We start from the raw sequence: 13,266 nt of genomic DNA on the forward strand, positions 1-13,266 counted from the left end.
TTCAAAATTCCACCTGTGCCCCCAGTTCAATCACCCGATTCGGCGGGATTTCGAACAGATCCGGCGCCCTCAGCGCGTTGCGCTGCAACAGCTGAAATACCTTGCCACGCACGCGCAGATACCAGGGGCGCTTGCCCAATACCAGCGTATCGCGCGACATGAAGAACGAGGTCTCGTTCATGGTGAAGCTCATCCCCTCCAGCCCGCAGCGATAAAGGATGTCCGTCACGTTGGGCGTCTCGCGCCAGCCGTAGCTTGCCACCACCCGCCAAAAGCTCGCCGACAGCTGTTCAATCGCCACCCGCTGCACGTTGTGCACGTACGGCATGTCGGTGGTGACGATGGTCAGCAGCACCACACGCTCATGCAACACCTTGTTGTGCTTCAGGTTGTGCAACAATACCAGCGGCACCGCATGCGGTGTGCGCTCCATAAACACCGCGGTGCCCGGCACCCGCTTCGGCGGCGCTTTCTCCAGCGACTCGATCAGCGCGCTCAGCCCTTCCTGATTGTCGCGCAACCGGCGGATCAGGCGCAAACGCTCGGTCTTCCAGGTCAGCATGATCAGCAGAATCGTCAGCCCAAGCGCCACCGGCAGCCAACCGCCGGTCGCCAGCTTGATCAGGTTGGCACCGAACAGCGGTACGTCGATGCACAGCATGACCAGCAGCATCAGCCCGCCCAACGCGCGCGGCCAGCCCCAGTTTTTCACCGCCACAATGCTCAGCAAAATCGACGACAGCAGCATGGTGCCGGTCACCACGATGCCGTAAGCCGACGCCAGGTTGCTGGAGTGTTTGAAACTGATAATCACGATCAGCACCGCTGCGAACAGCAGCCAGTTCACCACCGGAATGTAAATCTGCCCGGATTCCTGATCGGAGGTATAGATGATACGCATCGGCGGCAGGTAGCCCAGCCGCACCGCCTGGCGCGTCAGCGAGAACACGCCGGAGATCACCGCCTGCGAGGCGATCACCGTCGCCAGCGTGGCGATCACCAGCAGCGGGATCAGCGCCCAGGTCGGCGCCAGCAGGAAGAACGGGTTGTTGATCGCCGCCGGATTGGCCAACAGCAGCGCCCCCTGGCCGAAATAATTCAACACCAGCGCCGGTGCCACCAGCGTAAACCACGCCAAACGGATCGGCTTTTTACCGAAGTGGCCCATATCGGCGTACAGCGCTTCGGCACCGGTGACCGACAGCACCACCATGCCCAACGCAAAGAATGACACCGCCTTGTATTCGAGGAAGAAATTCACCGCCCAGTAAGGGTTCAGTGCCCGCAGCACGCCGGGGTGATGCAGAATACCGCCGATGCCCAGCAGCGCCAGCGTCAGGAACCAGATAACCATCGCCGGGGCGAACAATTTGCCGACGCTGCCGGTGCCGCGTTTTTGGATCGCGAACAACGCGGTCAGCACCAGCAGCGACAGCGGCACGATAAAGCTGTCCAGCTCGGGGGCGATAATCTGCAGCCCCTCGATGGCCGAGAGCACCGAAATGGCCGGAGTGATCACCCCGTCGCCGTAAAAGAAGCTGCCGCCCACCAGCCCGATCAGCACCGCCGCCGGTACCCAGCGTGCATCCAGCTTGCGGATCGCCAGCGACATCAGTGTCAGAATGCCTCCCTCGCCGTCGTTGTCGGCACGCATCACAAAACAAATGTACTTAATTGACACCACCAGCGTCAGCAGCCAGAAAATCAGCGACAAAAAGCCGTAAATCGAGGCCGGCGTCAGGGTGATGCCCTCCTCCGCCGTCAGGCATTCGCGCAAGGTATACAGCGGGCTGGTACCGATATCGCCGTACACCACGCCGATGGCCGCCAGCGTTACCGCCGGCAGTGGCTGCTTGTTTTTTACGTGCATATAGAGGTCTTTATTTAAGGGGTCACGTTGGCAGTATAGATGCAGCCACCGCACTTTATTTGTCGCCGCAACAATAAGTTCGCACCGCCGCGCCGGCGATTTTCGCCGCCTATTTGCGCAGTTCTGCGCCGCACGGCGCATCCGCCTTGCCGCAGGCGTATTAGACGCTGGGTTTACCCTCGATTTTGTGGCATGATCCGCGGCATTCGTTGTCATCGTTGTTACAGCCACGCCCGATCGTTCCCGTTCGCGGCCGCCGCCGTTACCCTGGCGATACACACAACCTTATGCAGTAAGCCATGTACCGTTCACAGCGTTTACAGGAGTATTCGTGGCGAAGAATTATTATGACATCACGCTGGCCATGGCGGGCATCAGCCAGGCGGCGCGTTTGGTTCAGCAGCTGGCCCACGAAGGGCAATGCAATCGCGAAGCCTTTCAGACCTCGCTGAAAAGCCTGCTGCAGATGGACCCGCCCTCCACGCTGGCGGTGTTCGGCGGCGAGGAGCGCAATTTGATGGTCGGCCTCGAAACCCTGATGGGCGTGCTTAACGCCAACAACAAAGGGCCGGGCGCGGAACTGACCCGCTACACCATCAGCCTGATGGTGCTGGAGCGCAAGCTCAACGCCAACAAACAGGCGATGAACACGCTCGGTGAACGCCTCGGCCAACTCGAACGCCAGCTGGCGCACTTCGATCTTGAGTCAGACACCATCATCAGCGCGCTGGCCGGCATTTACGTCGACGTGGTCAGCCCGCTCGGGCCGCGTATCCAGGTAACCGGCTCGCCGGCTATCTTGCAGAACCCGCAGGTGCAGGCCAAGGTTCGCGCCACGCTGCTGGCCGGCATTCGCGCCGCCGTGCTGTGGCAACAGGTTGGCGGCAGCCGCCTGCAGTTAATGTTTTCCCGTAATCGTCTGTTCAAGCAGGCGCAAAATATCGTTGCTCATTGTTAATCGATCCCAGGAGTTGCTACCGATGGAATTATCCTCACTGACCGCCGTTTCCCCCGTTGATGGACGCTACGGTGATAAAGTCAGCGCACTGCGCCCCATTTTCAGCGAATACGGTCTGCTGAAATTCCGCGTACAGGTTGAAGTACGTTGGCTGCAAAAACTGGCCGCCTGCGCAGAAATCAAGGAAGTTCCCGCTTTTGACGCCGACGCAAACGCTTTCCTCGACAAAATCGTCGCTGAATTCAACGAAGAAGACGCTCAGCGTATCAAAACCATCGAGCGCACCACCAACCACGACGTGAAAGCGGTCGAGTATTTCCTGAAGGAAAAAGTGGCGGCGGTGCCTGCGCTGCACGCGGTGTCCGAGTTCATCCACTTCGCCTGCACCTCCGAAGACATCAACAACCTGTCGCACGCGCTGATGCTGCAAAGCGCCCGTCAGGACGTGGTGCTGCCTTACTGGCGTAAAATCATCGATGCGCTGAAAGGGCTGGCGCTGGAATACCGCGATATCCCGCTGCTGTCGCGCACCCATGGCCAGCCGGCGACCCCGTCGACCGTCGGCAAAGAGTTCGCCAACGTGGCTTACCGCATGGAGCGCCAATACCGCCAGCTGGAGCGCGTGGAGATCATGGGTAAAATCAACGGCGCGGTCGGCAACTACAACGCCCACATCGTCGCTTACCCGGAAGTGGACTGGCATCAGTTCAGCGAAGCGTTCGTGACCTCGCTCGGCATCACCTGGAACCCGTACACCACCCAGATCGAGCCGCATGACTACATCGCCGAGCTGTTCGACTGCGTAGCGCGTTTCAACACCATTCTGATCGACTTCGACCGCGACATCTGGGGCTACATCGCCCTGAACCACTTCAAGCAGAAGACCATCGCCGGCGAAATCGGTTCTTCCACCATGCCGCACAAGGTCAACCCGATCGACTTCGAAAACTCCGAAGGCAACCTGGGCCTGGCCAACGCCGTGCTGGGCCACCTGGCGGGCAAACTGCCGGTCTCCCGTTGGCAGCGCGACCTGACCGATTCCACCGTGCTGCGTAACCTGGGCGTGGGCCTGGGCTATGCGCTGATCGCCTACCAGGCCACCCTGAAAGGCATCAGCAAGCTGGAAGTGAATCAGGCACACCTGCTGGACGAACTGGATCACAACTGGGAAGTGCTGGCCGAGCCGATCCAGACCGTGATGCGCCGCTACGGCATCGAAAAGCCTTACGAGAAGTTGAAAGAGCTGACCCGCGGCAAGCGCGTGGACGCTGCCGGCATGCAGGCGTTCATCGATGGCCTGGCGCTGCCGGAAGAAGAGAAAACCCGTCTGAAGGCGATGACCCCGGCCAACTACATCGGCCGCGCCACCACCCTGGTCGACGAGCTGAAGTAAGCGCTTTAGCCCGATAAAAAGGCGGCCCGCGGGCCGCCTTTTTGCTTATTATTCGCCGCGCAACACCTGCAGCCGAGCTATCTGCCGCCCCTGCGCATCGAAGTTGTCCGCGCTCAGCCAGCGCGCCAGCGCCTGTCGTACCGTCGGCCACCGGTCGGCGGTGATGGCGAACCAGTCGGTATCCCGGCTGCGCCCCTTGACGATCACCGCATAGCGGAAGTTACCCTCGTAGCGAAAGCCAAAGCGCAGCGCAGCCTGGCGGGAGGGCGCGTTATGGCTGTCGCACTTCCACTCGCAGCGGCGGTAGCCCAGCGTGTCGAAGGCATAGCGCAGCAGCAGCGCGATAGCCTCGGTGGCGCTGGAGCGCTGTTTCATCAACGGCGACCAGCTGACGTGGCCGATCTCCAGCACGCCATTGGCCTCGTCGATGCGCATCAGCGCCACCGTGCCCACCGGCGCGTCGCTGGCGGCGTCGAACACCGTCAGATTAACCAGCGTCGGGTTGGCCTGCAGCGTTTCCAGATGCTGCAGCATCGCCGCCGGCGTATCGGGCCGCTCGATAGACAGATAGGTCCAGTCGCGGCCGTCCGGCGCCAGTTGAAACGCCTCGAACAGCGCGGCGTAATCCCGCTGCGGCTCGAGCGGCGCCAGCGAGCAGAAACGCCCGCCGAGCGTCGCGCCGCCCGGACGGCGAGCCGGCTGCCAATCCGGCATCGGTTCGCCAATCGGCTGACCATAACGATTCATTGCCATACACGCCTCCTGCGGTTAACGGGTATAAACGATAAACGAGCTTCTTCTGCCGATTTTGTCGTACAGCGAGCGCGCCGGCGCGTTGTACTCCTGGGTCATCCAGTAGACCCGATCGCTGCCGCGCGTCTCTGCCAATCGGTACGCCTGTTCGAACAGCTTTTCCGACACCTTATGGCCACGCGCCTGCGGCGACACATAGAGATCTTCGATATAACAATAGCCGACTGCGCTCCAGGTGGACGGGTGGAACACCAGGTTCATCAGCCCCAGTAGCTGGCCGTTGGCATCCTCCGCCACCAGCCCGTACACCTGTTCATCCTGCCCCAGGCGTTCGAAGGTGCGATCGGTCACCTGCGGCGCGACATCGGCGCGGTAAAAGTCGAGATAGCCCTGCCAGAGCGCCAGCCATTGCGCTTTGTCGTCGCCATTGATTCTGCGGATAGTCACTTCAGGGTTTGATGGGTTCATAGCGCCTCACGGTGTAAGATATTATTTCCATTAGGGAAATAATCGGATAGCGGCAGAATACACCGCATGGCGGCGGTACAATACGGACCAATTCAAAACGCCGAGCAGACCAATTTTAGCCATCGCTTTCCACCGGCAGCGCGTTGAACACCTGCGCCAGCGTGGCGATAAAGCGCACGATCTCATCCGGCGTATAGGCCGAGAAGCCGAGCACCAACGCCCCGCGCTGCGGTGTGCCGGTGTAGAAGTCCGCCAGGCCGTACAGCCGTATCCCCCTTTCGGCGGCCGCCGCCACCAGCCGCCGCTCCGTCGCCGCATCCGCCAACGGGCAAACCAGCTGCAGCCCGCCCTGCGGCAGCGCCGGACGCGTCCAGGCAGCAAGGTGACGATGCACCGCGTCGTACAGCACGTCCAGCCGCGCTTTGTACAGCGTGCGCATATTGCGCAGATGCTCAGCGTAGCCGCCCTCGTGCAGGAAGTGGAACAGCGTCATCTGCGCCAGCGCCGACGTGTAGCCGTCCTGAAACTGCCTGGCGGCGACCAAGGGCCGCACCAATTGAGGCGGCGCGATCATGAAACCGATGCGCAGCCCCGGAAACAGCGTCTTGCTGAAGGTGCCGATGTACAGCGTACGCCCGCCGCTGTCCAGCCCCTGCAGCGCCGCCTTGGTTTGCCGGTCGTAGTTGAACTCGGCGTCGTAGTCGTCTTCGATGATCCAGGCCCGGCAGCGCTGCGCCCACTGCAACAGCGCCAGCCGCCGCTCGAGGCTCAGCGAATACCCCAGCGGGTAATGATGGGACGGCGTAATGTAAACGCCCCGCCCGCCGCCCGAAGCCTGCATCAACTGCCCGACGTCCAGCCCTTGTTCATCGATGCCGATCGGCCGCGCCTGCAGCCCCGCCGACTGCACCAGTTTTTTTGCCCCCTGGTAACCCGGCTCTTCGACGAATACCGCATCGCCGGGATCGAACAGCACCTGCGTACACAGCGCCAACGCCTGCTGAGAGCTGGTGACCACGATCACCTGTTCCGCCGTCGCCTTGACGCCCCGCTCCCGCTGCAGATAGTGCGCGATCTCCGCGCGCAGCTCCGGCAGCCCTTGCGGATCGGCATACCCCAACAGCCGCTCGCCGTGCCGCCGCAGCGCCTGCTTTTCCTGCTGCAGCCATTGCTCGATGGGGAACGCCCGCAGATCCGCCAGCGAAGGCGTCAGCGAAGCCTGGCGGCAGGTGTGCGGCGTATGGCTGACCGCCAGCAGCGCCCGGCCGCGATCGCTCAGCTCGCGCTCCGCCAGCCGCGCCTCTTGCCCCGTCGCCGTCGTCAGCAGTTCACGGCCGAGCAGCGTGTCACTACGATAACGCACAAAGCTGCCGCGCCCCACCGTTCGGCTGATGAACCCCTCAGCCTCCAGCCGCGCGTAGGTCAGTTCCACCGTGTCGCGCGCCACCGTCAGCCGGGCAGCCAACGCACGGCTCGGCGGCAGCTTCGCCCGCCAGGGCAGTTCTCCGGCGGCAATCAGTTGCAACAGAGCCTGATGCAGCGCCGAACGCCGGGTCAGGCCTTGTTGCAGACCTGGCGAAAAAGCCGCCGCGATCGCCTCTTCTATGGCATACGGCTCGTTGATGCAGTTTTCCATGGCACTCCAATGTGAGTTAAGCGGAACACGACCTTATTGCACTTCGCCGGCTCACCGTGAATGTTAACAAATTGATCCCGATCAACTGAAATGTAAAAAAAACGTTTTGAAACAGATCATTTATTGTTTCTTCACACTTCTCGATCTTAGACTCAATTACCATACAAGTAGCTTGCTAACTATATATGGTGATAGACGACCTCTCCTTTCCCCGCCTGTTTACCGTCGCTGGAGAGCGACGGCGCAGGTGATGCAAAACCTGCGCGGGCATTACTGTGAAGCATGTTCAAGGTGGAATTATGTCGCAACAGCATATCCCTACGCCGCCCCGGCGTGAATTTTTGAAAAAAACGCTGGCGCTGATCCCGTTAGCCGCTGCCGGTAACGGTCTCATGATGGTAAACGCCCAGGCAGAGCCGGCTGCAGGCATCTCGCCGAATTACGTTCCGGTTTATTTCAACAACGAAGAGTGGCGATTCTTGCTGGCGGCCTGCGATCGGCTGATCCCCAGCGACGAGAACGGCCCCGGAGCCGTCGATCAGGGGGTCCCGGTATTCATCGATCGCCAAATGGAAACACCCTACGGCCATGGCGGCCTGTGGTACATGCACCCGCCGTTCGTGCCATCGGCGCCGGAGTTGGGCTATCAGTCCAAACTGACGCCGCGCGAGACCTATCGCAACGGTATCCTCGCGTTCAATGAGCTCTGTCAACGTCAGTTCGGCAAAGTTTTCGCCGAGCTGTCTCATGGCGAGCAAGAACAGCTGTTGACCGCGTTGGAAAGCGGCCAACTCGATGCGGATACCTTGCCGGGTAAAGCTTTCTTCGAACAGCTGCTGCAAAACACCAAAGAAGGTTATCTGGCCGATCCGATCCACGGCGGCAACCAAACGCTGGCATCATGGAAATTGATAGGCTTCCCCGGTGCGCGCGCGGACTTCGCCGATTGGGTCAACAAACCCAACCAACCCTATCCTCTTCACCCGGTCAGTATCTCCAGCAAAAGGAATGCATAATCATGAGCACAATAAAAAAACCACCGGTAGATGTGGTGATCGTCGGCTTTGGCTGGACCGGCGCCATTATGGGAATGGAATTGACCGACAGCGGCCTGCAGGTGCTGGCGCTGGAACGCGGTGAACGGCGCGATACCTACCCTGATTTCGCTTATCCGCGTATCGCCGATGAACTGACTTACGGCATTCGCCTCAAGCTGGCGCAGGAAATGGCGCATGAAACCGTCACCGTGCGCCATACGCCGGCGGATTTCGCGGTGCCTTATCGCCAGCTCGGCTCTTTTTTGCCGGGCAACGGCGTCGGCGGAGCCGGCGTGCACTGGAACGGCATGCACTGGCGCGCCCTGCCTTCCGATCTCAAACTGCACACCACCCTCACTGAAAAATACGGCGCCAACTGGATCCCGGAAGGCATGACGTTACAGGACTACCCCCTCAGCTACCAGGAGTTGGAGCCTTACTTCGACAAGTTCGAGAAGGTGTGCGGCACCGCCGGTAAGGCCGGTAATCTGCAGGGTGAGCTCATCAAGGGCGGCAATCCGTTCGAAGGGCCGCGTAGCAATGACTACCCGACGCCGCCGCTTAAACAGCTCTACTCGGGCTCACTGTTTGGCAAAGCCGCCGAATCGCTAGGCTACCATCCGTTTGCTATCCCCGCCGCCAACTGTTCCGAACCCTATACCAACCCGTACGGCGTGCAGCTTGGCCCCTGTAACTTCTGCGGTTACTGCGAACGTTTCGGCTGCTTCATGTACTCCAAGGCCTCGCCGCAGTCGACCATCCTGCCGGTACTGACACAGCGTAAAAACTTTGAGCTGCGCACCCAGGCGCAGGTGATCAAGGTCAATCTGGACAGCAGCGGCAAAAAGGCCACCGGCGTCACCTACATCGACGAGCAAGGGCGTGAAGTAGAGCAACCCGCCGATCTGGTGATCCTCAGCGCTTTCCAACTCCATAATGTTCGCCTGCTGCTGCTTTCCGGCATCGGAAAACCCTATGATCCGGTCACTGGTGAGGGCGTGGTCGGCAAGAACTACGCCTATCAAATGAACAGCGGCATTTCTCTCTTTTACGATCGCGATACCCATTTCAATCCCTTTATCGGCGCCGGTGCCGCCGGAACGGTGATCGACGATCTTAACGGGGAAAACTTCGACCACGCCGATCTCGGTTTTATCGGCGGCGCCTACATCTCCGCCACCCGCACCGGCGGTCGGCCTATCCAGCAAATGATGCTGCCGCCGGGCACGCCGAACTGGGGCAGCGGCTGGAAACAAGGCATCCGCGACAATTACCCGCACTCAATGAGCATCGGCTCGGAAGGATCGGTGATGCCATACCGCGATTGCTATCTGGATTTGGATCCCACCTATAAAGACGCCTACGGTCAGCCTCTGCTGCGTATGACCTTCGACTGGAAATCGAATGAGATCAAAATGACCCAGCATATCACCGCTAAAATGGCGGACATCGCCAACGCTATGAAACCAAAGCAGATGGCTATCTCGGTAAGAAAAACCGGCGATCATTATGACGTGCGCCCCTACCAATCCACTCACACTACCGGCGGTGCCATCATCGGCGACAATCCGGTCACCAGCGTGGTGAACAAATACCTGCAATGCTGGGACGTGCCCAATGTATTCGTCACTGGCGCCTGTGCATTCCCGCAGAACCTGGCCTACAACCCAACCGGCATCGTCGGCGCGCTGGCTTATCACTCTGCCGAAGCGATCCGCGAGCAATACCTGAAAAACCCTGGCCCGCTGGTGCAGGCATAACGCCTAAGGAGCTCAAGATGAAAGGATTTACACCCACATTGCCGGTGCTGCTGTTGCTCGCCGCAGGTGCGGTTAAGGCGGCCGACGCCCTCCCTTCCACGGCGCGAATTGAACACGGTGAATATCTGGCGCGCGCAGGGGATTGCGCGGCCTGCCACACCGCGCCCGGCGGCGCCCTCTTCGCAGGTGGCCTGAAGATGACCACGCCGATCGGCGCTATTTACTCCACCAACATCACGCCCGATCGCCAAACCGGTATCGGCGGGTACAGCCTGCCCGAGTTCGCCGATGCGCTTCGCAAAGGCATCGCGCGCGACGGCAGGCGGCTGTACCCGGCCATGCCCTACCCGTCGTTTGCCAAAATCAACGATGACGATATCCGCGATCTTTATCTGTATTTCACGCAAAAGGTCAGCGCAGTGGCGCAGCCGAATCGGGAAAGCGACATTCCCTGGCCGCTCAGCATGCGTTGGCCGCTGGCATTGTGGGATCTGATCTTTCGCGAAGACGGTGTTTATCAGCTGGATGCGCAGCGCGGCGCCGAGTGGAATCGCGGTGCCTATCTGGTTCAGGGGCTCGGTCACTGCGGCACATGTCACACGCCGCGCGGTATCGGCTTCCAGGAAAAGGCGCTCAGCCAAAGCGATACAGCCTATCTGAGCGGCGGGACGTTGGAGGGCTGGCATGCCGCTAACCTGCGCGCCGATACCGCCAGCGGCTTAGGGGACTGGAGTGCGCAGGAGATCACGCGCTTTCTGAAAACCGGCCATACCCAACGTTTCGCCGCCTTCGGCTCAATGGTGGAGGTGGTACAGGACAGCACGCAACATCTGAACGATGACGATCTGAAAGCGATCGCGGTCTACCTGAAATCGCTGCCTGCCGGTGATGAGAAGTCATCGCCGCCGCGCAACGACGGCATCGCCCAGGCGTTGTTCACCGGTAAGGTCAACACGCCCGGCGCACAAACCTACCTGGACAACTGCGCTGCCTGCCACCGTAGCGACGGCCAGGGGTATCGCAACACGTTTCCTCAGCTGGCACGCAATCCGGCGTTGCTGAGCGAAGATCCGTCGTCGCTGATCAGCATCATCCTCCACGGCTCACGGACGCCGGTAACCATCGGTGCGCCTACCGGCCTGACCATGCCGGACTTCGGTTGGCGGTTGAGCGATGAACAGGTCGCTCAGCTCGCGACCTTCGTGCGCACCAGTTGGGGTAACAGCGCCCCGGCGGTCAGCGCCGATCAGGTGAAAAACATTCGCTCCGGCGATAACCCGTCTCAGCCATGAACCAGTGGGCATCCTATGCCCACCCATCGTTATCGCCGGGCGGCGGCAGTTGCGCTGCCCGGCGAAATCCCCTTAAATAAGCCATCGCAATGCGGCTACAGGATTTCCGTCGGCTATGAGCAAGGAGACCAACCAGCGTCTGCTGGACAAACTGCAGCAGGATCTGGCCAGCGCGGGCGCGATGCCGCTGTATTTGCGCTTCAACGCCTCGGTGCGCCAGGCTATCGATCAAGGATTGCTGAATGCGGGAGATTTTTTGCCCAGCGAGCGCCTGTTCACCGAACGGCTCGGCATCTCGCGCATCACGGTACGCAAAGCGTTGGCCTGCCTCGAGCAGGACGGCCTCATCGGCCGTTCACGCGGTTACGGCACCTTTATCCAACTGCAACGGCCCGAACCGAAGCTGTTCTATTCTTTGGCAGACGTCAAAGGATTCTCGAGCGAGGTGTTACAGCAGGGGCGCCGGCCAGATACGCAATGGATCAGCCGCGGGCGGGTACCCGCCAGCGCTGAACTGGCTGAAAAGCTGCAGCTGGCGGCCGGAACGCCGATCTACACACTCAAACGCATTCACTTGATCGATCGGCGGCCGATGTCGGTGGCGGTGTCCTACGTGGTGGTGGCGGCGATTGCCAACGTCGACGAGATTGGCATCTCGCTCTATGACTACTTCCGCCGAAATAACGTGGAGATGGGGTCGCTGCGCAGCCAGGTCAGCGCGACGATGGCCGACGACGACATCCGTCGGGCGCTGCAATTATCAGAACCGATGCCGCTGCTGATCGTGCGTCAAACGCTGTTCGACCACAGCAAGAAGCCGATCGAATACAGCGAAAGCTTCTGCCGCAGCGACATGTACGAGTTTACCAGCGAAAGCTGATCCGTTATGCCTCGCCCTGCCGGCGGCGGCGAAAGCGCACGAACGCCTGAACGTAAGCCTCGATATCCAGCGGATTCATCCGTTTTAACTCCGCCAGCAACCCGGCTTCGATCGCTTCTGCGCCATGCAGCGCGCCGCAAATCGCAGTGGCCATCGCACCGATGGTGTCGGTATCGCCGCCCAGGTTGGCGCACAGCACGGCGCACCGGGTAGGGTCGGTTTGCGCCAGCTGCACCATCGCCAGCGCCGCCGGCACCGACTCGATGGTGCTGACCCCGGCGCCGATCAGTTGATACACCCGCTCGGAGGCCTGCTCGGGATCGCTGGCTTCATCCACCACCTGAAACGCCAGCTCGATACGCGCCGCCAACGAGGGGCTGAACGTCGTCTCCTGACGGCGCTGGGCATACTCCGCCACGCCCGGCAGCGCCAGGCGAATCGAGGCCCAGTCCGCGCCCTCCACCGCCCGCGCAACCGCCCAAGCGATCGCGACGGCCCCGGCGACGGCGATGTCAGATTTGTGCGTCGGGCTGGAGGCCAGCCACACCTGCTGACAGAACTCCTCCAGCGGCGCAGACGGCAGCACGCAGCCTAAAGGCGAAATGCGCATCGCCGCACCGTTGGTGATGCCGTTGTTTTCCAACTCGGCGATCGGCGTTCCCGCTTTCTGCTCGCTCAGCGCCAGTTTGGAACTGGGGCCGAGAATGTTCTTGTTGAAGGCGTCAAAACTGTCCACCCAGCGGATCACGTTGCGGGCGATCAACTCTGGCACCACCTCGCCTTTCGCTTCCCGCAGCGCATCGGCCAGCGCTAACGCCATCGCGGTATCGTCGGTATATTGCCCGGCCTTGAAGTAGCAGGCGGCCGAGTTCTCCGCCGGCCCATCAAGGAAACCGTCTATCCAACCGAAATGGCGCTTAACCCGCTCGCGCGGCCACAGCTCGGAAGGCATGCCGAGCGCGTCGCCCAGCATCTGTCCGTAAAGTGCGCCCGCTATGCGTTCTGCCTGGGTTAACTGCTTCATCCGTCGCTCCTGAGAAAATATGCCGATACCTCGATAATACCTTATTAGTACCTTTAAAGCTTATCAAGCGCCCCGGTTCACATTTTGCTTTCGCGACAATGCCTGGCGCGTTTAAGTTGCGTTTAACGTTGCCCCGTCGCTGTTTATCCGACGTTTATCAGAACTTGTCGATAATGTCGGCGAACAAATTGATAA

At 60.7% G+C, this 13,266-nt stretch carries 11 protein-coding genes; 6 read left to right on the top strand and 5 right to left on the bottom strand.

Features of this window, described 5'->3' with window-relative positions; translation table 11 throughout:
* Nucleotide 1: 1 nt before the first annotated feature.
* A complete protein-coding gene (gene kup / locus ACJ8J5_RS12950) occupies nt 2-1,870 on the bottom strand; it encodes a low affinity potassium transporter Kup (protein ID WP_414104689.1) in 1,869 nt (622 codons plus the stop codon).
* Between the two features lie 331 nt (nt 1,871-2,201).
* Here kup and hflD point away from each other — a divergent pair, with 331 nt between their 5' ends.
* Nucleotides 2,202-2,828: a high frequency lysogenization protein HflD gene (gene hflD / locus ACJ8J5_RS12955; RefSeq protein WP_025302523.1), complete on the top strand. Its 627-nt coding sequence runs from the start codon at nt 2,202-2,204 to the stop codon at nt 2,826-2,828.
* Between the two features lie 22 nt (nt 2,829-2,850).
* A complete protein-coding gene (gene purB, locus ACJ8J5_RS12960) occupies nt 2,851-4,221 on the top strand; it encodes an adenylosuccinate lyase (RefSeq protein ID WP_033652066.1) in 1,371 nt (456 codons plus the stop codon).
* Between the two features lie 48 nt (nt 4,222-4,269).
* Here purB and ACJ8J5_RS12965 read toward each other — a convergent pair whose 3' ends face one another.
* The 3 genes from ACJ8J5_RS12965 to pdxR all read right to left on the bottom strand — a co-directional run bounded on the left by ACJ8J5_RS12965 (nt 4,270) and on the right by pdxR (nt 7,078).
* Nucleotides 4,270-4,974 (bottom strand): GNAT family N-acetyltransferase, encoded by a 705-nt coding sequence (locus tag ACJ8J5_RS12965; protein ID WP_025302521.1) that lies wholly within the window; start codon nt 4,972-4,974, stop codon nt 4,270-4,272.
* Between the two features lie 15 nt (nt 4,975-4,989).
* Nucleotides 4,990-5,442: a GNAT family N-acetyltransferase gene (locus tag ACJ8J5_RS12970; protein WP_049204193.1), complete on the bottom strand. Its 453-nt coding sequence runs from the start codon at nt 5,440-5,442 to the stop codon at nt 4,990-4,992.
* 115 nt (nt 5,443-5,557) lie between these two features.
* Nucleotides 5,558-7,078, bottom strand: coding sequence for a MocR-like pyridoxine biosynthesis transcription factor PdxR (gene pdxR / locus ACJ8J5_RS12975; RefSeq protein WP_368907372.1), 1,521 nt, complete (start codon nt 7,076-7,078; stop codon nt 5,558-5,560).
* A gap of 299 nt (nt 7,079-7,377) precedes the next feature.
* Between pdxR and ACJ8J5_RS12980 the strand changes: the two genes are divergently transcribed.
* The 4 genes from ACJ8J5_RS12980 to ACJ8J5_RS12995 all read left to right on the top strand — a co-directional run bounded on the left by ACJ8J5_RS12980 (nt 7,378) and on the right by ACJ8J5_RS12995 (nt 12,047).
* The gene (locus ACJ8J5_RS12980) at nt 7,378-8,094 is read left to right on the top strand and encodes a gluconate 2-dehydrogenase subunit 3 family protein (RefSeq protein WP_368907374.1); all 717 of its coding nucleotides are present in this window, start codon (nt 7,378-7,380) and stop codon (nt 8,092-8,094) included.
* 2 nt (nt 8,095-8,096) lie between these two features.
* Nucleotides 8,097-9,875 (top strand): GMC family oxidoreductase, encoded by a 1,779-nt coding sequence (locus ACJ8J5_RS12985; RefSeq protein ID WP_025302517.1) that lies wholly within the window; start codon nt 8,097-8,099, stop codon nt 9,873-9,875.
* Between the two features lie 17 nt (nt 9,876-9,892).
* Nucleotides 9,893-11,167: a c-type cytochrome gene (locus ACJ8J5_RS12990; RefSeq protein WP_025302516.1), complete on the top strand. Its 1,275-nt coding sequence runs from the start codon at nt 9,893-9,895 to the stop codon at nt 11,165-11,167.
* Between the two features lie 115 nt (nt 11,168-11,282).
* Entirely contained in the window at nt 11,283-12,047 is a 765-nt protein-coding gene (locus ACJ8J5_RS12995; RefSeq protein WP_368907377.1) for a GntR family transcriptional regulator, read from the top strand.
* A gap of 4 nt (nt 12,048-12,051) precedes the next feature.
* On the opposite strand, the gene ACJ8J5_RS13000 is transcribed toward ACJ8J5_RS12995, so the two are convergent.
* The gene (locus ACJ8J5_RS13000) at nt 12,052-13,071 is read right to left on the bottom strand and encodes an ADP-ribosylglycohydrolase family protein (protein WP_025302514.1); all 1,020 of its coding nucleotides are present in this window, start codon (nt 13,069-13,071) and stop codon (nt 12,052-12,054) included.
* Nucleotides 13,072-13,266 lie beyond the last annotated feature (195 nt).

Source organism: Serratia sp. CY43202 (assembly GCF_052168755.1).
GTDB classification, from domain to species: domain Bacteria; phylum Pseudomonadota; class Gammaproteobacteria; order Enterobacterales; family Enterobacteriaceae; genus Serratia; species Serratia bockelmannii.

Bases quoted from the DNA above. Each gene is read 5' to 3' on its own strand.
- purB (WP_033652066.1), top strand. From the start codon at position 2,851: ATGGAATTATCCTCACTGACCGCCGTTTCCCCCGTTGATGGACGCTAC.
- ACJ8J5_RS12980 (WP_368907374.1), top strand. From the start codon at position 7,378: ATGTCGCAACAGCATATCCCTACGCCGCCCCGGCGTGAATTTTTGAAA.
- ACJ8J5_RS12990 (WP_025302516.1), top strand. From the start codon at position 9,893: ATGAAAGGATTTACACCCACATTGCCGGTGCTGCTGTTGCTCGCCGCA.
- ACJ8J5_RS12965 (WP_025302521.1), bottom strand. From the start codon at position 4,974: ATGGCAATGAATCGTTATGGTCAGCCGATTGGCGAACCGATGCCGGAT.
- ACJ8J5_RS12970 (WP_049204193.1), bottom strand. From the start codon at position 5,442: ATGAACCCATCAAACCCTGAAGTGACTATCCGCAGAATCAATGGCGAC.
- ACJ8J5_RS12985 (WP_025302517.1), top strand. From the start codon at position 8,097: ATGAGCACAATAAAAAAACCACCGGTAGATGTGGTGATCGTCGGCTTT.
- kup (WP_414104689.1), bottom strand. From the start codon at position 1,870: ATGCACGTAAAAAACAAGCAGCCACTGCCGGCGGTAACGCTGGCGGCC.
- ACJ8J5_RS12995 (WP_368907377.1), top strand. From the start codon at position 11,283: ATGAGCAAGGAGACCAACCAGCGTCTGCTGGACAAACTGCAGCAGGAT.
- pdxR (WP_368907372.1), bottom strand. From the start codon at position 7,078: ATGGAAAACTGCATCAACGAGCCGTATGCCATAGAAGAGGCGATCGCG.
- ACJ8J5_RS13000 (WP_025302514.1), bottom strand. From the start codon at position 13,071: ATGAAGCAGTTAACCCAGGCAGAACGCATAGCGGGCGCACTTTACGGA.